This window comes from Armatimonadota bacterium (genome assembly GCA_039679645.1).
GTDB lineage: Bacteria > Armatimonadota > UBA5829 > UBA5829 > UBA5829 > UBA5829.
In genome coordinates this window covers 41,225-64,380 of the sequence record JBDKUO010000017.1, presented here as the reverse complement: position 1 = coordinate 64,380, position 23,156 = coordinate 41,225, and the positions used below count along the sequence as shown (strand labels likewise).

Sequence of the window (23,156 nt, the reverse complement as noted above, 5' to 3'; positions counted from 1 at the left end):
CTTACGTGTTACGCGACCGTTCGCCGCTAGGCTTCGTAACCGAAGTCACTAACCTCGCTCGACTTGCATTTCTTAGGCACGTCGCTAGCGTTCGTCCTGAGCCAGGATCAAACTCTCCATAAGAAATCTTATGTCATAACGTCATTGAGTCACAACGTCGAAACGTCATAACATCATAACGTCGGACTTACTCTCATAAAGAGCCTATCTGTTGTTTATATCTAATCAACACTTGCTTTCGCAAGCTGAAACTCATAACCTTATTCACGCTTGCACTATTTAATTTTCAAAGAACTAGGTCGCTGACCGGGAAGTGTCTACCCCCAGGCGCGAGATATATAATACCACTGCAGATCAGGCTTGTCAACGGTATTGAAAGACTTTTTGTATGTTTTTTCTAAAGCGCATTGTCTACCTCATACACATCCGGTCCGACACGCTTCAGATATCTTGTTTCGAGCATATAGCCTGCTACATATTTTGCGCCTGTCTCACGCAAGATGTACGAGCGCACCTCGTCAGTAGCGCCGGGATTTACGAAGTCAAACCAATCGTTGATTTTGGACGCATAGTCGGGCGTCTCGGACCAGTGACCGTAGTAGACCTGATGACCAGTAAATGCGGGTGTAAAGAGCGCGAATGTCGGAGCAGCGAAGACCGTATCGTCGACTCGCGTATGCTCGCGCAGCCAGCGCATTGCCGAAAGATCAGAATTGCTCATAAAGGGAGCATAGTGAGTGGCTGTGCGCCCCACCGACAACAGCCTCATGTCCTGAGCTACAAACTTAACGTTGCTCATCGCCATCACAAGCATAAGAATGAGAAAAACACTTCTTCTGTATGACGACGGCACCCGCGCAATCAGTTTGCACAGAGCATAGGCGCACAGAATGCACAAAGGTATGTGCAGGCCCATTACGAGTTTGCGCTGCTGGCTGATTGGAATATAGGGCAGCGCGAAACCGACAACACTCCACACGATCAGCAGTGGAAAGTGGAGAGTGGAGAGTGGAGAGCGCTCGGGATTGCGGCGTCTGTGCTCGACGATCCATAACACAGAACCAACAATGGCTCCTATAAGTATCAGGCCATAGCCGGCAAAAAATGACCATATCTCGGGTGAGGGAGCGGGTGAGTTTGCTCGCGCGGCATATACGGGATCGGTCCTGTAGATATAGTATTGATACACAATTGAAGGCAGCGCTATTAATGCCGCGAGCAAGCTACGTGTTATAATTTCTGCCTTTAACTTATGCTCTGCTATACAAGACGCGGCTATATAGACGATCCAAACGCAGGCCACCGTAATTACATCATATGTGTGAATGTTGCCGAGCAACAGAAGCATTATTCCTGCGACAGCCGCATCCCCTGCCCTGCCAGTCCTGGACATTTTGATCAGGAAGTAAAACGACCAGACCATCAGGGCAAGACCTGCCAGAAAGAGCGGGTTCAGATAGAGCGCCAGAAACGTAATAGCTTCGGGCTGCCACATATCTACCGAGCCTGTCGGATCAAGCACATTCGGTATCATCCAGCCGATTCCAGCCGACAGACCTATCAAAGGGATCAACAGACCACGTTCGTTCGGGTCGTCCAGAAAGAGCTTTGAAAACCTCCATATCGACCATATCAAAAACACTCCCAGACCAACTCTGAACAAATGGAAGACAAAAACAAGCGGCAGGTGCATAATCCGCGCGAAGTTCCCCATTACGAGAAATAACACATTAAACGCCCGGGCAGATTGAGGGTCGCTCGTAAACAGATTCCGTATGAAGAAGTGGCCGTCGGCTGCCTGGCGCATCCACGAAAGATAGACTGCGCTATCATCAATGTTGTGTATGAACCCCAGGAAGTGATAGCCATTGGGAGCGAGGAAGATTCCCCAGATATACGGCAGCGAGGTCAGCAGCATTATCGCTGCCGCCCACATCATCACCCAGTTTCTCTCAGAATTGCTGCTCTTTTCCATCATCGTCTCTTCAGGAAGCGGTGCGTGCCGACCCCACAGATTGCCGTGATACCTATCAGCATAAGATAGAGGCCGAACCGGAACGTATAAAAATCAGACTCTAAACTTGGGGGGCGCACCTGGTTTTTCTCGAGTGACTTGTAAATGTACACACGATCAATTGTATCAATCAGTTTGAGCGAAGCATCATCGATTGCATCGTGAGACAAAATGTATTTCGCTGCGCGTCCTAAATCGGGCGTATACGTGCGGGCGAGCACCATATTGCCGTTTTCCTGCGGACTGGAGTCCTCACCCTGAATCTTGCTCGACCAGTCCTTATACGACTTGGTAAACAGCGAGTCATAACCCTGCACGTCGTAAAGCCCATACACCATCGCAGCATTCGGAGGCAGAATTGCATTAGGGGTTTTGTAAAGGTTCCAACTCGGATTGATCGGAGCTATACGGGAGCCGTCTTTTGTCAGCGACTGCAGCTTCTTTGTAAGAGGCGTATTCGGATAGACTTTGGATCGGGTGCATGTAGGGTTGTAGTCAATGCCGAAAGCAAAAAGATCAGCGACAATTAAGACAACAACCATTATCGGGTACATAGAACGGCTTACAGTATCCCTGCTTCTTGCAAGCAGCAGACCCAGCGACACCAGAAGCAACACTGTAAATACCCTACCGTTAGGGCCGGTCATGCCAGAAAACGGTCTGCCGATAATACCTTCGATGAACCCTACACCGAGCACATTCGTAATGACAAAAGCCACTCCAAGAACTAGAAAAGCAAGCAGAGATGCGAGTTCGCCCCACATCAGTTCCCTGCCCCGTATATGAATTTTTTCTTGCGCACGCTCACTAAAATAATCTGCGCCAAAGCCTGCCATTACAGCTACAGCAAAGAAGTACAGAAGCAATATCCGATTAGGTCCGCCGAGCGCACTGAAGCCTGGTATGAGGTAATAAAAAGGCGCGTTTATAGGCGTACCGAGAGCACACAGCAGCGCAAATAGCATAAGAATAGCAAAGAAACCTATGCAAGGTTTGCCTTTTATTCGTCCCAGCGCAACCAAGGCCAGCATCAGTGGAAGAATTCCTATATAAAGGCCGTACTCTATATAATCCGCTGCGCTGCTCAGAAAATAGTTGTTCTTGCTTGGATTGCCGAAGAAATCCGGGACAAACATGGTTATCAATCGGTACGGTTTCACTGCATTTCCAATAAAGGTTGCATAGCCCGCGCTTGTTACTGCTCGGACGCGATGTGAGTTTGCTGCAAGATCATGGCTTGGAAGTGTCTGCGGAGCTGAAATAAGAAATGCAACTGCTACAAATGCAATAAATGGAAATATTACATGGGCGACAGCATATAGTCTGCCTTCAATCTGGCACTGGCTGTAATACTTCCACGCCCACCACAATACTGCTGCCAGAGCAACATAAAACGCTATCTGGAAGTGACCTGCCAGAAACGCCAGCCCCAAAGACCCCCCGGCCAGCACCGCGTAGAACATCGATCTTCTTTCAACAGATCTATGTATAAGAAAAAGCGTTAAAGGTAGATATACTGCCACACTGATAAATGTGGGAAGCTCAAGCCAGAACACCATGAATGCGCTGAATGCGAAGCATATAGCCGATACAATTCCACCGAGCGCTCCAGCACCCAGTTCGCGCATGAATTTATAGGTAAATGCCTGGGCTAGAAACAGATGTAGCGCTGCAAAGATTGTAAATGCCGTTATCGGGCTAAAGATTATAAACAGAAGATTGCCTGGGTAGAGCACTGCAGATTGGCCGTTTGCCTGAAACGGTGTGCCGCAGAACTGATGGGGATTCCACAATGGAATATGCCCGGATCGCATCGACCTGGCGTAGAAGACTCTCCACGGATAAAACTGAGCGATCGCATCCCACTGCAGCGGGTTCCACTGCGGAGGAGGATTCGTGGGCTTTGTGACGGAATTCCAAGGAGACATCTGCGCCAGATAATCGCCCGGCAGCAGCGCGGCACCGGTAAAAATCGGCCTCCAGAGGAATATGCATACCAGTATTACAAACAGCGCATACGGCAGCAGACCTTTGATCTTGATTTTATTAGTGTCCTTGTCCAAGTCCAAACCCGATAAATGAGACCCCGGCAGAGATAAAGAACAGGCCGAGGCCCGCAAGTTTCCAGTTCACCCGCTCCTTGAGAACGGTTGCCGAGAGTATCACGACGAGAAAATAGCTGATGCTGAGCATCGGATATGCCACACTCAGCCTTACTTTACTTAGCACCAGAATCCATAAAAATGCGCTTATAACATAGAGAAACAATCCGATCAGAACGCGTGGAGTAAACATCGCGCGCACGATATTGCATAGCGTAATTACTATTGAACTGCAGACAAGGTTCCTATCGCCGAGGCCCAGTTTTTGCAGCACCTGCGCAGTTGCCATCAGTGTTACAGACACACACATCAAACCAAACGAGCCTAATGTAAGATTGCCCTGCAATTAATTATCCCCCTGACAAGGCTTTTCTTTCGACTGGCCTAGCCCCACGCCGATAAATGATACTCCGATTGAGATAAGAGCCAGACCGACTCCCGCAAATATCCAGTTCACCTGCTCATGGAGCATCGAAGCGGAGAGGATCACAACCAGGATATAGCTCATACTGATCAAGGGATATGCGACACTCAGCCTCACCTTGCTGAGCACGACAATCCAGAAGAGTGTGCTGACCACATACAGCCCCAGCCCAAGCAGCACATACGGAGCCATCATTGCATGAAGAATGTTTATAAAAGTCTGCATTATCGAGCTTGCCGCAAGCTTCTTGGCGCCGAGGCCGAGTTTGAGAAAGATCTGGCCGAAAGCGCCTAAAGATACAGCTACACATATGACGCCGAATGAAGCCGGAGTGAGATTGCCCTGCACGCGCAGTAACCTCCTACATAATGTTGACTCAATTATAGACTAAGATAGAAGCGAGGACAAGTTACGTCCGGGGCAGGAATACCCCGGACGTTAATGGCACCCTTCGGGGCATTCGCCCGCGAAGTATATATAAGCTCAGGGCTGCAGGACCATACCTCATAACCCACACCCAAAACTCATAACTGCACTTTAAGCTATCTTGAGAAGTTCTTTTGCCTTATCTACCGCACTGGCAGCATCGGGAGCATAGCCGTCGGCATTGATCTCATCGGCATAATTCTGCGTGACGGGAGCGCCGCCAATCATAATTGATGTCTGGTCACGGACTCCCTCATTCTTTATGGCCTCGATGGTGTCTTTCATTGCAGGCATGGTGGTCGTCAGAAGTGCGGAAAGCGCGACTATATTGGCACCGTCCTTGACGGCCTGCACGAACGCCTGTGGCTTTACGTCAACTCCGAGGTCCATGATCTCAAAACCAGCCCCCTCAAGCATCATGGCGACCAGGTTCTTGCCGATGTCGTGAAGGTCGCCACTTACAGTGCCTATCGCGACCCTGCCCTTTGCCTCAACACCACTTGAAGCCAGTTTAGGTCGAAGAACCTCCATCGCCATCTTCATAGCGCGGGCGGCAATGAGAACTTCAGGAACGTAGAACTCATTGTTCTTGAACTTGGCGCCAACGACATTCATACCGGCCACGAGACCGTTATTGAGAATGTCACCGGGGTTCATACCCTCGGCCAGTGCCTTCTCTGTAATCTCTTTTGCATCCGGCGCCTTGCCATTAATAATGGCCTGCGCCAGAGCTTCCATATCAGCCAATCTAGCTCCTCCTAAAACAACTGTCATCGTCCAGTTGTGTTTCGCCATAAGTATAACCATTGTATCCACGGGATGCAAGGTTGTTTGAGAAAAAATGCAAGATATTTGACTTATAAAACTACTGCATTCGCCGGAAACATCATTCTCTCCATCAGTTCCATTTGATAATATGGCGATACTGCAAGCTCGACATGCTCAGCCATGCGCGCCAACTGCCTGCCAAGTTCCATCTCTTTTTCACACAATAAAGCAAGCTTTGCACCAGCTCCGGCTGCATTGCCGATGGATACGACCTTATCAGGGGAAATATCCGGAATCAAACCGATTCTGATCGCGCTCTCAACACGAATATAGCTGCCGAACGCTCCCGCGAGCAGGATTTGATCGAGATCGGAATCGCTAATGCCCGCGGTCTTGACCAGCGTTTGGATTGCAGCATGAATCGAACCCTTGGCAAGCTGCATATGCCTGATATCACCGGCAGTAATGGTTGTGGCTTTGCCTGAACCCGACTGTTTCTCTGTCGCCAATACAAACTCCACACCCTGCTGTGTTTCGATTAATCTCTCGCGAATGGCCTCCGGCAATCCCACGGCGTCTTTGGACGAGACCATTCGACCGCTCTCGTTAATAATCCCCGCATCCAGCATCTGCGCGACAGCATCCACAAGACCCGATCCGCATATCCCAATGGGAGGCATATTATGGATAGTCGTAATATGAACATCTCCGTCGATTATCACGCTGTCGATTGCGCCCGGAGCGCCTCGCATGCCGCAACTTATCCCGGCTCCCTCAAACGCAGGGCCTGCCGCAGCGGAGCACACATATAGATGCCCATTATGCATCAGGGCCATCTCACCGTTGGTGCCGATATCGACCGCGAGCCTGGTGCTGCCGTTGTCCTCATACATGCTCGAAAGCAGCACTCCCACGGTATCGGAGCCGACAAAGCCCGCAATGTTCGGCAGGATCACGATCTTAGATTCGGGACCGGTCTCAATACCAAGATCGCGTGATCGCAGGGTAATGCCGGTGCAGAGAGTCGGCACATAAGGCGATTGACCGAGGCTCGTTGTGTCTATACCAAGCAAAAGATGAGTCATGCACGTGTTACCGACCACTGTCACTTTGTAGACATTCTCAAGCGATATGCCGGCGCTGCCTGAAAGATCATGAGCAATACGATTGAGTGCTCCAATTGCTGCGGACCGAAGTATTTTCGCGCCGTCCTTTTCAGTTGTGGCAAAGCTGATGCGGGAGACAAGATCGTCTCCATAGACCATCTGGGGGTTCATAACCGAAGATACTGCAAGCTCTTCGCCGGTCGTTAAGTCCATGAGGTAACCGACTATGGTCGTGCTGCCGAGGTCGTAAGCGATGCCGTAACATTTATCGGTCGTATCATCCGGTTCGATCCCAATCAGCTCATCACTATATACGACAGCAGTGATCTTATAATTTGCGCGGCGCATGTGGGCTGATAGTGTGCGGATAATATTGAAATTCGGCTGAAGATGGATGTCCCGAGACTCCAGGCAGGAGGCAAGACGCTCAAATTCGGCTTGCTCATCATCAAGACTGGGCGCAGTGAGTTCGCAGTAGACTTTTGTGACGTTTGAGAGCACCGCGCACTCTTTATGAACACCTTTGCTCAATATCTTCTGAACCAGTGACCGGCTGGAATCCGGAATCTCAACGCTTACATCGCCTAATGCGCTCGTCATGCAAGCCAGTCTTAGGCCGGAGGCTAGCTCGTCATCGGTCAGGCGCTCGCGCTCGGCAGTATCGGGTGCAGACACATTTCCATGCACGATAATCCTGCACTTGCCGCAGATACCCATTCCGCCGCAGGGCGTTTCAATCGCACGGCCTGCCGCAGCGGCTGCTCTTGATAGCAACGTGCCCGAGGGGATAAAGACTTCCATCCCATCGGGCTCGAAAATTACTTTCACCAATTTGCTTATGCTCATAGCTGCACGAAATACAATATATTCTTCTTTGCGGTCTCATTGTCCGGATCAAGCGAGAGCACAGCTTCAAACTCTGCTCTGGCCTCATCGCACATACCCAGCATCGAGTATGTCAGAGCCAGATCATTGCGCGCACCGAGGTGACGCTCATCCAGGCGCACGGCTACAATCAGCTCCTCTATGGCTTCATCGAAGAGACCTATAAAGCCGTAAACAAGCCCTAGCTGCCTGTGCGCCTCGACACTAGATCCGTCAACGCCGAGCGCTTTCTTCAGCTCTGCAAGTGCTTCGTCGTAGCGTCCTTCATTTTTGAGGCTGACACCGCGCTCAATGTGCTCTTCTATCTGCCCCATAACCTTCCCTCGATGCCACGTGAAACCGCGCTTGGATGCAGTATAACAGCATATTGATTGCAAATCAAGACTACTTGACTCTTTTTGAGCATGGGGGTATAATGACCGAGCGCAAAATAACAAATACGGGCGATTGGCTCAGTGGGAGAGCGCTTCGTTCACACCGAAGAGGTCACTGGTTCGATCCCAGTATCGCCCACCACGCTTCTTTTGCGGTTAAGATGCTCCCAGTGGTGTCATAAGTGCAGCGACATCTCATGCTTTCCAAATTCCATCCAGATGACTTATTACGCATGCGCTACAATGTCGAAGTTACTTCCGAATCCTCCGAAATGACCGGCTCTGTATCATGAATTATCTGAATATTACGCCATTTGCCGCTGCGATAACGCATGCAGAAAGCAAAGAAGAGGACCATAAACCACAATATCATTGCAACCCAACCTGCCTCGGCACTACAATGCATCACTCTAAACATGACAAAGAGAATCCCAACCATCAGCCAGTGAAGAGTCACGGACATACACATTGCAAAGAATGTGTCTCCTGCGCCTCGGAGCGCCCCACAGAGCGCAACTATCATAGCCTCGAGGAGCACATACAGCGACATCAATCGGACCATGAACACCGTTAAAGGCATAGCTTTCATGAAAATTACGTCGTTTGTGTCAGGTCGAAACACATTGACGAGCAAGTTCGGAAACGCTACTACAAGGACCAGCATTATAATCGAATATACCGAGCCGGCTTTCACACCTGACATAGCAACGTGATGTGCAGTGTCCGGCTGCCTCGCCCCCATATATCGACCGACCAGGCTTGTCACAGCAATCTCAATGCCTATCAGAGGAACATAAGCCACCATGTCCCAGTTGAAAGTAATTGTGGCGGCTGTGGCTACAGTCTGTCCTAGAGACTGAAAAAGCATGATTATTGCGGTAAAAGCAGAGAGTGTCAGAAAAAACTCCAACCCGGCAGGGTATCCGAACTTGAGCAGTTTTCGCATTACATCGAGGTCGATCCTGTATGAGCTTCCGATGCCGTATTCTTTGTGCTTGTTTCCGAAAAAGTACGCCGCCATCAGAATCAAAAGACCGCACACGCCACCGGTTATCGTTCCATACGCCGCACCACTGATTCCAAGCGGTTGAAAACCGCAATGGCCGAAGATGAGAATATAGTTGGCTACGACGTTTACCAACATTGCGGTCACGGAAGCCACCATCACAGTGCGGGTCCTGCCTATGCCTGAAAAGAAACAACTGAAAACATTACGCAGCAGGGTTACAATTGCGCCGTAGACCAGTATGTTGAAATAAATGATCTGCAGCCCAAGCTGCTCGGGGGCAATGCCGGAAGATCGAAAAGAAGCTCTGACTAATGGAGCAATAAGCAAAATTATCGGATAAGCAATAAGCGCAAAAACCGCCGTCTGAGTTACAACCACCGAGCAATTACTCTTTCGACCGGCGCCATAATACTGGCCGATCAGGGCAGTGCTATAGCCAATTAAACCGATAAAAAACGTTGTGAGCATGAAGCTGGTCATGCCCCCACCGAGAGCCGCATTCATTTGTGAAGAACCAAGCTTTGAAAGAAACAGCCTGTCGGTGAAAGTCATTACTGTGTCGCATACGCTTGAAGCCATCATCGGCAGGGCAATAACAAGCAGTTCACGGACGCTGCCCGACGCATATTTTGCGGTTTTGTTATATGTTTCTTCTATCATTGCTACTTCCTATCATCACCGCCTTTATTATTCGTCGCCGGTGTAAATCAATATCATCCAGAATGCTGTATAGAGCGAGTCAACAGGCATGCTAAAGACGCGGCAAACCGACATCCGATTTCAATCGCCTGCATCAATTATAATCGACCTAACGACAAAGGCCAACGGCATCATGTTTTTTTGTTTGGCGGCAATTGGAGCCGGGTAAATGCCATCGACCCGTATAGAGCGACACACCAACAACAGGCAATTGGCCATCTTGTTCACACTTGGCCCACCCGTAGAGTATTTGTCTGGAGGTGCAATCATGAGAGTATCGCACCTGGCGATTTTGGTCAGAGTATTGCTCATTCTTGCTCCGGCGCATATGGCAGAAGCTGCCAGTCCCCCTCAACCGACATACGGCACAGCCGTTGTAGATGGGGATATCTATGATAACAGCGCCGCACAGACTTCAGCCACGTCGGAATCTCCCCAAAATGGCATAGCGCTTGAACTTATCTGCGCCAATGCATCCATTGACGTTCACAAGTCGTATGCCTGGACTACCGGTGATGGATTGCATGTCGGCGATGTGGTGACACATACATTTACAGTCACCAACACAGGCAAGGTAATCCTGGACTCGATAGCCATGGTTGATGACAAGTCAGGCCAAAGTCAATGTTTCTTGGGCTACCTTGGAGTGAGCGGCAACTTGTCTATGGCTGTGCCGGCAGTGCTGGCGATAGTGCCGGGAGGCAACTGGGCTAACTACGTGGGCGCAGCTCAAGACGAAGTGGAATACACTCTAAAAAACGTGACTTTGCAGAAAAAAACACCTGAGATATTGCAGTGCACTGATGTTTTTCCTGCAAGAACCATCACTCAGCAAGGCATTTGCAATATCAGACTTTGGTGGCCATTAATGTATGAGATTCCAGGCACAACATGGACTTTATGTATTCGTTACGGCACACAAACACCATATGACGACGATGCAGATGGGTCAAACCCACCCGGCTGTGACCACAGTAACACTTGGAAATGGACGGTTGACACCGATATATACGGTATGATTCGTCTTCTAGCTCTGTTTCATGAACTGCCGTTCGGTAAAGAGGAAGTGCCGTTGATCTCTGATGAGGTTTTGTATGATATACTTCTGGAAAAACTCATCCAGATTCGGGACTTGATCAGTGTCGGCGATACGGCAAATGCAGGGCTGATGCTGGAAGAATTCGAGTTGATGGTAATGAATGCGTGCATCACTGTTTTGCCAACACGGCCAAATTCGACCGGATTTGGAACCGGCATCACCAATTCGGATGAAAACCCCGCATGCTGCAAACTATTGGCGGATGCCGAATATATCGGTGAGAAACTCGGCATATATATTCAGAAGAAGTGATCGAATGCGCCATACCAGTTCGCAGCCAAAACCCCGTCGGCGATGCCGGCGGGGTTTTGGCACTTTTCTGTTATGCATAAATTTTGGCAGCTCGTCCCTGAAACAGCGCCTAAAACCTGCCGATTATACAGATGATTGTCGGCTCACGCGTCTTCCGCAATTCTGGCAACCGACATTAAGGACAACATGCACAGGCTTATTCGCTCGACTATATCAAAGACCAACGAACAAACCCACCCTTGGAAATTGAATTACATAGCAGTTGCTGTCGCTACATTATTTATCGGAATCATGGCCGGTATCATACTCCCAGTGAACACGGCTATAGCCGAAGATGAAGCGCCTCAAGTCGACTTGTCATCATTGAGCATCGAAGACTTGATGAATATCGAAGTGACCTCCGCCTCAAAAAAAGCGGAAAAAATCGCGGATGCTCCCGCCTCGGTATATGTAATTGCTCGTGATGACCTGGATCGTTACGGCTACGCAACCATCGCCGAGGCGCTTCGCAGAATAGTCGGTCTATATGTATCATCCGATCGAAACTACGACTATCTTGGGGTTCGAGGTTATGCCAGACCAGGAGATTACAGCACGCGTATCCTCCTGCTTGTAGACGGACTGAGAATCAATGACCCTATCTGCAATAGCGCACCAATCGGGGATGATTTGAGCCTGGATATACGAAGTATCCAGCGCATTGAGATTGTCAAGGGTCCCGGATCGGCACTTTGGGGCACTAACGCAGTGCTTGCCGTTATCAACCTGATAACACGCAGTGGTTCTGATATCGAAGGCAGCAAATTCGCTCAGAACTTTACATCCGACAGCGGCAAGATGTCGTTCTTCGAATACGGCAGCAAAAACCCGAACGGCATAGAGATTGCGGGAAGCATAACATCTCTGAATTCAAAAGGCGAGAACTCAATCTACTTTCCCGATATACAGCTTACGGCAACAGGAGTCGATGACAGCAGCGCGCAGTGCGGATATCTCTCGGCCTCATACAGCGGCTTTAACCTGTTCGTCAATACCGGCAAATATATCAAGACAATCCCCACTGGTTCATACGGCACAGTTTTTAATGACCCTCGCACCCAATCTAGTGATTCCAGAACCATCGCGGCTCTCAGCTATGAGCGGAATGTCTGTCCAAAGATTGGCGGCAACCTTTACCTACGCCTTTACTCAAACAGTTACGATTATGACGGCGACTATGTCTACGACTTGGGTTATCCTACTCCGGCAATCGACAAAGATACCGGCTCCACCAAATGGTGGGGAGGTGAAGCTCGATTCTCAGGTGAATTATCCCCAAGGCTCTCATTCGTTTCGGGAACAGAATACACGAGAGTCAACGACATGCGGCTTCTGAACTATGTTGCGGACCCCTATTATTTTGTCAACCTTGACACGAACAGCTCAAGCACGCTGAATTCTTATTACTTGCAGGCAAGCTATGATGTGTCTAAGTCACTGCGAATCCTTGCCGGTAGCCGCCTTGACGATTATTCGACATATGGAAAGAGTTGGAGCCCACGCTGCGCACTTATACAAAAATTGAGTGATTCATCAACACTCAAGCTCCTGTGGGGAAAAGCATTCAGGGCTCCGGACGGATATGAGTGCGACTATACGAAAACGGTCACCGGCAATCCCGATTCAGGCCTAGTACCGGAGGAAATCACGACAACAGAGTTGGTGTGGGATCGATCTCTGAGCAATCGCGCTCGCCTTGTAACCAGCGCGTATCGTTATGACCTGAATAATATCATCACGCAGGTTAACGATGTTGAATTCCAAAACTCGGGAACAGCCAGGAGTGAAGGGATAGAATCGCAGTTCGATTATCGTCTACAGGACGGCTCCACGGCCTATTTGAACGCCACTACGCTCAAAGCGACAGATACAGCCACGCATCAACGCATCAGCAACTCACCGAGGTGGCTTGCAGGCGCGGGAATGTGCGTACCGATATTGTCCGGCAAGTTCTATGTTACACCGGAAGTACAACTCATCGGTTCGCGCAAGACAATCGCCGGCAATGAGACAGGCGCATCCACAGTTGTCAATCTCACTCTCTCCACTCATAAAGCCGCAAGCGGGTGGGATATCTCGATAAAAGCAAACAATTTATTCAATACAACCTGCTACGTTCCAGGCTCATATGAGCACACCCAGGACCGCATACCTCAAGAACGTAGAGTGCTGTGCATAGAAACATCCCACAGTTTCTGACATCTGAGAAACAAGACAAGCCGAGCTTTTGATCGAGCATGCTTAGGCCTAATGTCCGCAATGCCGATCACCGATAATAGTGAGGGATAATGTCTCATCATACATACGAAACGACTCAGTGATGAAGCATTCATACATATGACGATTATTCGCTTGCCAAGGAGACATTGTTATGAACAAAGCAGTAATGCTGCTCATTGTTGCAGTGATATGCCTATATATGCCCGCCTGGTGCGCAAACACCGAAACAACTTCAAATGCGGCTGACCTTACGCAGTTGAGCCTTGAAGATTTGATGAACATCCAGGTTACATCAGTCTCAAAAAAAGCCGAACGGCTATCTGACTCGGCTGCCGCCGTATATGTAATTACATCTGACGATATCAGGCGGTCAGGCGCTACGAGCATCCCGGAAGCCCTTCGTATGGTTCCAGGCCTTCACGTTGCTAAGATCGACTCCAACAAGTGGACTGTCTCCTGCCGTGGGTTCAGCGAACGCTATACCAACAAACTGCTGGTGATGATAGACGGGCGAAGTGTTTACACTCCCCTGTTTGCGGGCGTTTATTGGGATATGCAGGACACTATGCTCGAAGATATCGACCGCATTGAGGTAATACGTGGGCCCGGAGCGACGATGTGGGGCGCGAACGCGGTCAACGGCGTAATTAATATCATTACCAAAAACTCGCTCGACACCGGCGGCACACTCGCAACCGAGTGCACCGGCAACCTGGCAAAGGGCATCGGCAGCATACGGTATGGCGGCAGACTCTCCAATAACGCCACATACCGCGTGTACGGCAAGCACATAGACTGGGACAACGCAGTGGATGTGGACGGCCAAAGCGCAACCGACGAATGGAAGCAAAACCGGCGCGGCTTTAGGGTAGACTGGGACCTGGCAGACTCATCCTCTCTAATGGTTCAGGGAGATTTCTATAGTGAAGTCGCCCAGCAGGGAGCCAAACTGGAACCGACATTCAGCATCATCAGCAAGGACCAGGTCGACGCTACAGAGTCCGATGTGCTGGCAAAATGGACACACTCGCCTTCGCCACTATCAAGCACCGACATCCAGGTCTACTATGACCATACAAACAGAGTAGAGGGGGCTTACGGCGAAGACCGCAATACTGTTGACCTAGATTTTCAAAACAGGCAGACTCTAGACCCGCGGCATGAGCTGGTTTGGGGTCTTGGCTATCGCCAGAGTTCTAACTCTCTGATCAGCAGTCAGGTCATCAACTTTGACATACCGGGCGAGACAACTCATCTTTACAGCGCATTCTGCCAGGACGACATCACCCTGGCCGAGAACCGTTCAAAGCTAACCATAGGCTCCAAGTTCGAGCACAACAGTTACACAGGCTATGAAATCCAACCAAATATACGCTTCCTCTGGACTCCCCAACCGCAGCACACCGTATGGGCGTCAGTCTCAAGAGCAGTGAGAACGCCGTCGCTGGCGGAACGCAATGCGCAGTTTAATTGGGTCGGGCATATATTCCCTGACGGCAATTATTACGTAACGCAAATTATCGGCAATGAAAACTTCAAGCCCGAGGAACTTACGGCATATGAAGTCGGTTACAGAGTCCAGCCATCCGAAAGAGCATCACTCGACTGGACTGCTTATTATAACGTGTATGATAATTACCGGAGTTTCGAGCCGGGCGCTCCTCAGATAGTAATGACGCCTTTCATTTACGCGGTCATACCGCTGACTATCAACAACCTGGTAAATGTAAATGTCTACGGATGGGAGGTCTCCGGCAAATACAATATTGCCGATAACTGGCGCCTGTCATCGGGTTATACCTATTGCAGATTGGATATGTCCACCGACCCCGGAAGCGCCGACATATTCTCAGTCAACAACGATGTTTACTACCCGCACAAACAGTTTCAGTTCCAATCAAGTATGGACCTGGCGAAAAACTTCGAGATGGACATCAACTATTACTATTCCGGACCTCTGATCGATATTACATTCCCTGTTCCAAAATGGTCGAGGACAGACCTCAGACTGGGCTGGAAGAAATCGGAGACGACCGAGATAAGCCTTGGGATTCAAAACTTGTTTAACAACAGGCACAAAGAAACATTTGCGACAACCTATGAGGAGGCTACATACACCACTCGTAGTATTTTCGGAAAGCTCACCTGGCGTCACTAGAAGTATTTTGTTATTTGGAGCAGTAGACGGTGCAGTCAACAACACGAAGATATGAAAACCGACTAAAACTCACTCAAGCATTCGCTGTGATGCTGGTATACGTAACAATAGTAGGCAGCACGGCATATGCGCGAGGAACAGGCTCATCACCAAATGAATATGAGATAAAAGCCGCTTTCTTATACAATTTCGCGAGCTTTGTTGAGTGGCCATCCAAAACGCCCGCCGACAACTCGGGCGCGTTTGTCATAGGCGTCTGCGGCGACAACCCATTCGGCAACACGCTTGAAAAAACCGTCATGGGCAAAACAATTAACGGCCACAAGATCGATATCAGATATTTCAAATCCGTCCGCGATCTCAAACCTTGCCATATACTATTCGTCAGCTCATCCGAAGATAATCATTTCGACAAGATTAACGATATAGTCAGGGATTGGCACGTTCTTACCGTCGGAGATACGGACGGCTTCACGCGCAGCGGAGGAATGATTAATTTCTTTACCGAGGATAAGAAAATCAAGCTCGAGATCAACGCCGACAACGCAAGAAAATCCGGACTGAAGATTAGTTCCAAGCTGCTTAAGCTTGCTAAGATCGTGAAAGGTTAACTACACTAGAATGCGCACTTTTCGAGATATTTCAATCAAACATAAACTGACACTGGCGATAATGCTTACCAGCTCTATTGCGCTGCTTCTGGCCATCGGCTCATTTCTTGCGTATGAGCCAATCACTTTCAAGCGCGCGATGGTAAATAATCTCTCCAGCCTTGCCCAAATAGTCGGGGACAATTCCACAGCCGCGTTGATATTCTCAGACAAAAACTCCGCAGAGGAAACATTAGCGGCGCTGCGGGTGGAATCAGGCATAGTAGAGGCATGCATTTATACGCCGGACGGACGGTTATTTGCGCATTACGCTCGTCCGGGCGCTGGTCGGACCTTTCCGCCTCCCCATGCCCGCAAAAGAAATACTTACACTTTTAACGATGGATACTTGACGCTGTACAGACGAATTACTCTGGATGGAAAGAACATCGGCATTGTCTATCTGCGCTCGGACATGGAAGAGATGCATTCTCGACTGAAACGATATACAGGAATTGCGGCTATCGTCCTGCTGATGTCGTCACTCGTCGCTCTGCTGCTGTCGGCAAAGATGCAGCGGCTTATATCCAGACCCATACTGCATCTTGTCGATACGGCCAGAAGCGTTGCCACGCAAAAGAACTACTCGGTCCGAGCCACCAACCACGGACAGGACGAGATGGGACTGCTTATAGACAGTTTCAATGAAATGCTCAGCCAAATCCAGGAGAGAGGCGCTGCTCTCCAGGAAGCTCACGATGAGCTGGAACGCCGCGTCGAGCAGCGTACCGAGCAATTGCAGCTTGAAATAGCAGTTCGCAAAAATGCTGAGGTCGAACTGATTAAAGCCAAGGAAGCAGCAGAAGCAGCCAGCCAGGCTAAAAGCGAGTTCCTGGCAAATATGAGTCACGAGATCCGCACACCGATGAACGGCATAATCGGCATGACCGAGCTTGTATTGGACACGAAGTTGACGCCGGAACAGATGGAATATCTTGATGCCGTCAAATCCTCGGCGGACTCACTGCTTTCGGTCATAAACGATATACTCGACTTTTCTAAAATCGAAGCTCGAAAGCTCGACCTCGATTCGACGGACTTCAGCGTCAGAGAAAGCCTGGAAGACACAGTCAAAACACTTGCGCTTCGCGCGCACGCCAAGGGCCTTGAACTGGCCTGCCATATCGAACCGGACGTACCCGATGCGCTTGTCGGCGATCCGCTGCGCCTGCGCCAGATCGTGGTCAACCTGGTTGGTAATGCAATCAAGTTTACTCATCACGGTGAAGTAGTAGTCCATGTTAAGGCCGAATCGGTGACAAAAAAAGGAGCCAGGCTGCATATCGAGGTCAGAGATACAGGTATCGGTATTCCGGAAGCAAAACGGCGGCTGATATTTGAAGCGTTTTCGCAAGCCGATACTTCCACAACCCGCAAATATGGAGGAACAGGTCTGGGCCTCGCGATCTCATCTCAGCTTGTTCGAATGATGAACGGAGATATCTGGGTCGAAAGTGAAGTCGATAAAGGCAGCACTTTCCATTTCACTGTCCGCATGGGCCGCAGCAGCATTGACGCAAGCAAGCATTCCTGTTCAATGCCGGTGGACCTGAAAAATGTGCGCGTGCTGATAGTCGATGACAACGCCACCAACAGACGCATACTCGAAGAAGCGCTGGCAAGCTGGCAAATGGTACCGGTCTCTACTGACTGTGGGCAGGCTGCCCTTGCTGAAGTGACACACGCCAATGATGCGGGAGAGCCATACGACCTGATCCTGCTTGACGCACAGATGCCCGAAATGGACGGGTTTGCCGTGGCCGAGGGCATAAAACACGACCCGAAGACAGCCAAGGCAACCATTATGATGCTAACATCAAGCGGACAATACGGCGACGTGGCGCGTTGCAAGAGCCTGGGAGTTGCCGCTCATATGACCAAGCCGATCAGGCAATCAGAGCTTTTCGACGGCATTATGAGCGTGCTCAGCAAATCTAACACTGCTAAAAACAGAGCAGCTACGGAAAATGAAGAAACCCAAGACACAAGCTTGGAGGAAAATAATAAACCATGCAAACAGCTTCGTATTCTTCTCGCGGAGGATAATGCGGTTAACCAGAAGCTGGCAGTGAGTATACTCGAAAAGAAGGGACACATCGTCACTGTGGCAAATAATGGACGCGAAGCGCTGGACGAACTGGAGACGGAAAATTTTGATCTGGTGCTTATGGACGTTCAAATGCCGCAGATGGACGGTATAGAAGCGACCACGGCTATTCGTGAGAAAGAGAAAGCGACCGGTGCGCATATTCCGATAGTCGCAATGACAGCGCACGCGATGAAAGGCGACAAAGAGAGATGCCTTGAATCGGGCATGGACGCTTATGTGGCAAAACCTATTCAATCGAGCGAACTTTTTAATGTGCTGGAGGATATCGGCAAATATCGAGTCATGCCCAAGACATCAGAAGCTTTATCCGGCACACCGACTCTGAATATGGCCGAACTGCTCGCGCGGGTGGACGGTGATATGTCGCTGCTTAAGGAGATTATAGGGTTATTTGCGAGTGATGCTCAGTACCTGATGACAGAAATACAAAACGCTATTGCCTCTGGAGATGGGGCTGCACTTGAAAGGAGCGCTCATACACTGAAAGGCTCAGTAGGCAATTTCGCCGCAAAACCGGCATTGGATGCCGCGTTTCGACTTGAACAAATCGGGCACAGCGGAAATTTGGGCGGAGCGCTTGATGCTTATGTCACGCTGGAAGAGAAAATAGAGCAATTGAAAAAAACACTTGACGGGCTTGATATGGAGGAAGCAGCATGAGAATACTCATCGCTGAAGATGATCCCGTTTCGCGCAGGCTGCTTCAAGCGCTGCTGATAAAATGGGGATATGAAGTCATCGTGTCTTGCGATGGAGAACAAGCATGGAAGGTGCTCAGCAGTGACGACACTCCCCGGTTGGCGATTATAGACTGGATGATGCCCGGTATTGACGGCGTTCATCTCTGCCGCAGAGTGCGTGAGCGCAAAGGTGGCTCATACATCTATCTCCTTCTGCTCACAGCCAAAAGTCAGAAAGAGGACATTATTCGCGGTATCGAGGCCGGCGCAGATGACTATATTACCAAGCCATTTGATACCAATGAGCTAAATGCCAGGCTGAGAGCAGGCAAAAGAATACTCGATTTGCAGGCTGAACTAATATCGACACGCGAAACCCTTAGGCAGCAGGCCACACACGATCCACTCACCGGCCTGCCAAATCGCCTTCTCTTTGGCGACAGACTCACACAACGACTTGCACAATCACGCCGCAAAAAACAATCGACGGCTGTTATGTATATGGACCTGGACAGGTTCAAAATCATTAACGACACCCTCGGGCATAATTTCGGCGATATGCTCCTTCAGGAAGTGGCAATGCGTCTTACGGCCTGCCTGAGAGAAACAGATACTCTCGCGCGAATGGGCGGTGACGAGTTCACAATCATATTATCCGATATCGCCTCGCCGGACAATGCGACAAAGATAGCAAATAAAGTGCTGGCAGCGCTCGCAAGCCCGTTCGCCATTGAAGGACGAGAACTATTCGTTACGGCAAGCATCGGAATAAGCTTTTTTCCATCCGACGGCTCTGACGCGGAAACGCTTGTCAGGAACGCTGATACCGCAATGTATCGAGCAAAAGAACAGGGCAGGAACAACTATCACCTCTATACCGAATCCATGAACGCAGCCGCCGTGGAGTGGATGAAACTCGAAAGCAATCTGCGCAAAGCTCTTGATAACGATGAATTTCTGGTCTATTACCAGCCGAGAGTGGAAATCGAAACGGGATGCGTCATGGGCGTTGAAGCGCTTGTCCGCTGGCAGCATCCCGAATATGGTCTAATCCAACCCGCGCAGTTCATTCCACTTGCCGAGGAGACAGGCCTCATTGCGCCAATCAGCGAATCAGTGGTTCGCAAAACTTGTGCACAGGCCAAGGAATGGCTGTCGATGGGAATTGAACCGATGACGGTCTCTGTAAACATATCTGCGCGTCAGTTCCAGCAGGACTCCCTGGTAACAATGATTACAAATGCGCTTGACGAAACCGGCTTCGACCCGCAATATCTCGAATTGGAGCTGACGGAGAGCACGCTGATGCAGGACCCGGACACAGCCATCGCAATCCTGCTCAAGCTCAAATCAATGGGCGTCCGAATCTCAGTCGATGATTTCGGAACGGGCTATTCATCGCTGAGCTACCTGAAGCGGTTCCCAATAAATGCGGTTAAGATCGATCGTTCGTTCATTCGCGATATCAACTCCAACCCCGACGACGCCGCAATCGCAGGCGCTGTGGTAGCTATGGCGCACAGCCTGAAGCTGACGGTCATTGCCGAAGGCGTAGAGACCTTGGAGCAGTTGGAATTTCTGCGGACTCTCAAATGTGATGAGATGCAGGGCTACTTTATTACCCCTCCGGTCCCGGCCGACGAACTGACCCAGATCGTGATGGACACAGGCGTCAAAAGGGCTGCATAAGCTCCAAGACGGCAGCATATGCCTTGCTTGGGACTACAATAGTGGAAAGTATCGCGGAGACGCAAATTTGACGTAAGGCCTGCGCATCCGCGATTGCGAGGAAAAAGGAATCCAATACTTGAGTTTCCAAACCTTGGTCTCTGTCAGACCGAGGAATAATCCATTTCCGCTTATTGCAACTTGCTTAACCACACTTCGACTAAGATACAGGCGCCACGTTCTTCGCTTGAAGACCCTTTGGAGTGTCCATCAGCTCAAACTCCACATCCTGACCCGGTGCGAGGCTTTTGTAGCCGTCTTTCACTATCTCCGAATAATGTACAAAGATATCTTTGCCTGCCATGGGATCATCTTCAGTCTGAATGAAACCATAGCCCTTTGCGTCACTAAACCACTTCACCTTTCCTATTGCCATACTTTCCTCCTGCAAAAAACACTTCACCACACGAAGCAAGCTTTCTGCATCGTGGAGGAATTATATCACACGAAACTTACCCAGTCAACTATTTAGAGAATAAATATAGCATAATTGGCTCATCAACCCGATATAAGGCAATATCGTTCAAACTTTGTGCACGTTGCATGGCCCTGAATACAAAAACCAGGCAGCCATCAAGAGTTAGATTTGAATCTTTATTATTAACTTGGCTGCATCTGTCAAACCGGAATCAATAATCAAAGCCTTGTTTAACTCTATCTGAGCCTCATTCTGCTTGCCGGCACTGTAATATGCCGCCCCGAGGTGGTATCGCAGTTCCGCGAAATCCGGTTCCAGCTTGACAGCACGTTTTAATGTATGAATTGCTGTGGCATACTGCCCCATTTTGTATTGACTCCAGCCAAGACTGTCAATTATATTTCCATCATTCGGAGCGAGCATAGCAGCCCGTCTTGTAAGTCTTAGAGCCTCTTTCAGCTTGATTCCGCTGTCTGCGTAGAAGTAGCCAAGATCATTCAGCAGTTGAGGACTGTTAGGAGCCAATGCTAAGGCGGACTTATATAAGCTCTCGGCTTTCGGCAGGTCCGGCACCTTCTGATACACCATTCCCAGTTTTACATATACCGAGGCCAATTCCTCACGCGTGAGCTTGCGCTCCAGCCTGCCTGTTTTTATTCGGACCAGCAGCACATCGCCGATACGCGCGGCATCTTTGTAGCGCTCTTTTTCACAGAGTAAATCGACCGAGGAGGTGTAGATTTCGAATCGAGAAGGTTCGGCTTTTACAGCGGCAAAAAGTTCATCTGCCGCTGCATGGGGTTTATTATCATTAAGCAGACCGGCTGCTTTGGACAGACGCGATATACCACGATCAGCGCAGCCTCCGATCAGGAATATAACAAGGCAAAGGAGTATTGTCTTAGTGCGAAGCAAGCTGGCTCCAGGACGCGCAAAGCAGAGAGTCTATTTCATCGACCGTGGTTGTCGCGACACCGACTTTCCGCACGACCGCGCCTCCTGCGCAGTTGGCAATCGCACCGGACCCTGCCAGGTCCAAGCCGGAAGTAAGCGCAAGGGTGAGAGCGCTCACTGCCGCATCCCCTGCCCCGGCCTCATCGTAAACCTCGCTCTTTATGGCGGAGACATGGCTCATCTCGCCCGACTCCGAGAATGCGGCAAGACCCTGTGCGCCCAGGGTTATAACCAGTTCCCGACACCCGGTGGAACGCAGTATCTTTCGGCCTGCCTTATCTACATCGGCCAGATCCTCTACTTCTATACCAGACGCGGCGCCTGCCTCAGGCCGGTTCATAGTAATGAGATCGATACCTGCAAAATGAGTTAGATTGCGCGGTTTGGCATTTGAGACCGAGATTTTTCCGTGCTCGCCGGCGATACGTACGGCTGCGCGTATAGTATCTGTAATCACGACGCCCTTGTCATAATCGGAAAGCAGGATCGCGTCAATATCGGACGCGACGCTCTCCAAAAATTCGACAATCCGTTTGACAAGGCTCGCGGAAATTTTGCGCTTGTCCTCCCAATCCACACGCACTACCTGCGCGCGGACCGCCTGATGCCGATGCGATGCCCAGACACGAGTCTTGCGGGTGGTCGGGCGGTTCTTGTCTACAAACAGACCTGTTGTGTCTATACCGGAAGCTGAGAGTGCCGATTTGAGTTTTTCACCCGCTTCGTCATCACCCACGACTCCCAGCACACAGGCTTGAGCGCCCAGAGCGCGTATATTATTTGCAGCGTTTGCCGCGCCGCCGGGCATGCAGCTTGCGTCCTCAGCATTGACGACCATGACCGGGGCTTCGGGGGAGATACGATTGACATTTCCCCAGATATGCTCATCGAGCATCATATCGCCTATTACAAGCACACGCTTGCCAGCAAATTCTTTAAGCGCCGCGCGGCACGCGTTCAAGTCCATTATTGCCTCCGATAACTGCATTATAAGGTGACGATTCGGAGATCGTCACCTATCATTGATAACCGTATTTTAAG

General features: G+C 50.0%; 17 protein-coding genes, 1 tRNA gene and 1 rRNA gene. 7 read left to right on the top strand and 12 right to left on the bottom strand.

Translation table 11 applies throughout. The annotated features are described in order from the left end of the window. The 8 genes from ABFD83_04005 to ABFD83_03970 form a co-directional block, all read right to left on the bottom strand. Positions 1-123 (bottom strand): 16S ribosomal RNA (locus tag ABFD83_04005); the annotation flags it as partial. 274 nt (positions 124-397) lie between these two features. Beyond that, the gene (locus ABFD83_04000; GenBank protein MEN6356229.1) at positions 398-1,978 is read right to left on the bottom strand and encodes a hypothetical protein; all 1,581 of its coding nucleotides are present in this window, start codon (positions 1,976-1,978) and stop codon (positions 398-400) included. Then, positions 1,975-4,083, bottom strand: coding sequence for a YfhO family protein (locus tag ABFD83_03995; protein MEN6356228.1), 2,109 nt, complete (start codon positions 4,081-4,083; stop codon positions 1,975-1,977). Before ABFD83_03995 ends, ABFD83_04000 begins: the two co-directional genes overlap by 4 nt. After that, positions 4,061-4,462 carry a hypothetical protein gene (locus ABFD83_03990; protein MEN6356227.1) on the bottom strand — a complete coding sequence of 134 codons (402 nt, stop codon included), beginning with the start codon at positions 4,460-4,462 and terminating at the stop codon, positions 4,061-4,063. The genes ABFD83_03995 and ABFD83_03990 overlap by 23 nt, the downstream gene beginning before the upstream one ends. Further along, entirely contained in the window at positions 4,463-4,888 is a 426-nt protein-coding gene (locus ABFD83_03985; GenBank protein MEN6356226.1) for a hypothetical protein, read from the bottom strand. 189 nt (positions 4,889-5,077) lie between these two features. After that, a complete protein-coding gene (locus ABFD83_03980) occupies positions 5,078-5,704 on the bottom strand; it encodes a corrinoid protein (protein ID MEN6356225.1) in 627 nt (208 codons plus the stop codon). A gap of 119 nt (positions 5,705-5,823) precedes the next feature. Next, the gene (locus tag ABFD83_03975; GenBank protein MEN6356224.1) at positions 5,824-7,668 is read right to left on the bottom strand and encodes an ASKHA domain-containing protein; all 1,845 of its coding nucleotides are present in this window, start codon (positions 7,666-7,668) and stop codon (positions 5,824-5,826) included. Between the two features lie 14 nt (positions 7,669-7,682). Further along, entirely contained in the window at positions 7,683-8,039 is a 357-nt protein-coding gene (locus ABFD83_03970) for a tetratricopeptide repeat protein (protein ID MEN6356223.1), read from the bottom strand. Between the two features lie 127 nt (positions 8,040-8,166). Between ABFD83_03970 and ABFD83_03965 the strand changes: the two genes are divergently transcribed. Continuing rightward, positions 8,167-8,241, top strand: a tRNA-Val gene (locus ABFD83_03965). A gap of 96 nt (positions 8,242-8,337) precedes the next feature. Here ABFD83_03965 and ABFD83_03960 read toward each other — a convergent pair. Next, positions 8,338-9,768, bottom strand: coding sequence for an MATE family efflux transporter (locus ABFD83_03960; GenBank protein MEN6356222.1), 1,431 nt, complete (start codon positions 9,766-9,768; stop codon positions 8,338-8,340). A 307-nt stretch (positions 9,769-10,075) separates the two neighbouring features. On the opposite strand from ABFD83_03960, the gene ABFD83_03955 reads away from it, so the two are divergent. From ABFD83_03955 to ABFD83_03930, 6 genes are all read left to right on the top strand, one after another. Beyond that, a complete protein-coding gene (locus ABFD83_03955) occupies positions 10,076-11,158 on the top strand; it encodes a hypothetical protein (GenBank protein ID MEN6356221.1) in 1,083 nt (360 codons plus the stop codon). Positions 11,159-11,344: 186 nt separating this feature from the next. Further along, complete coding sequence (locus ABFD83_03950; protein ID MEN6356220.1) at positions 11,345-13,396, top strand: TonB-dependent receptor; 2,052 nt, start codon at positions 11,345-11,347, stop codon at positions 13,394-13,396. 172 nt (positions 13,397-13,568) lie between these two features. Next, complete coding sequence (locus ABFD83_03945; GenBank protein MEN6356219.1) at positions 13,569-15,575, top strand: TonB-dependent receptor; 2,007 nt, start codon at positions 13,569-13,571, stop codon at positions 15,573-15,575. A 29-nt stretch (positions 15,576-15,604) separates the two neighbouring features. Further along, positions 15,605-16,186, top strand: coding sequence for a YfiR family protein (locus tag ABFD83_03940; protein ID MEN6356218.1), 582 nt, complete (start codon positions 15,605-15,607; stop codon positions 16,184-16,186). Between the two features lie 10 nt (positions 16,187-16,196). Beyond that, positions 16,197-18,995, top strand: a complete 2,799-nt coding sequence (locus tag ABFD83_03935) for a response regulator (GenBank protein ID MEN6356217.1) — start codon at positions 16,197-16,199, stop codon at positions 18,993-18,995. Then, positions 18,992-20,704, top strand: a complete 1,713-nt coding sequence (locus tag ABFD83_03930; protein MEN6356216.1) for an EAL domain-containing protein — start codon at positions 18,992-18,994, stop codon at positions 20,702-20,704. Before ABFD83_03935 ends, ABFD83_03930 begins: the two co-directional genes overlap by 4 nt. 199 nt (positions 20,705-20,903) lie before the next feature. Here ABFD83_03930 and ABFD83_03925 read toward each other — a convergent pair whose 3' ends face one another. The 3 genes from ABFD83_03925 to ABFD83_03915 all read right to left on the bottom strand — a co-directional run bounded on the left by ABFD83_03925 (position 20,904) and on the right by ABFD83_03915 (position 23,082). Beyond that, positions 20,904-21,119, bottom strand: a complete 216-nt coding sequence (locus ABFD83_03925; protein ID MEN6356215.1) for a cold shock domain-containing protein — start codon at positions 21,117-21,119, stop codon at positions 20,904-20,906. Positions 21,120-21,323: 204 nt separating this feature from the next. Further along, positions 21,324-22,076 carry a tetratricopeptide repeat protein gene (locus ABFD83_03920; protein MEN6356214.1) on the bottom strand — a complete coding sequence of 251 codons (753 nt, stop codon included), beginning with the start codon at positions 22,074-22,076 and terminating at the stop codon, positions 21,324-21,326. Next, on the bottom strand, positions 22,063-23,082 hold the full coding sequence (locus ABFD83_03915; protein MEN6356213.1) for a bifunctional ADP-heptose synthase: 1,020 nt from the start codon (positions 23,080-23,082) through the stop codon (positions 22,063-22,065). The genes ABFD83_03920 and ABFD83_03915 overlap by 14 nt, the downstream gene beginning before the upstream one ends. Positions 23,083-23,156: the final 74 nt, after the last annotated feature.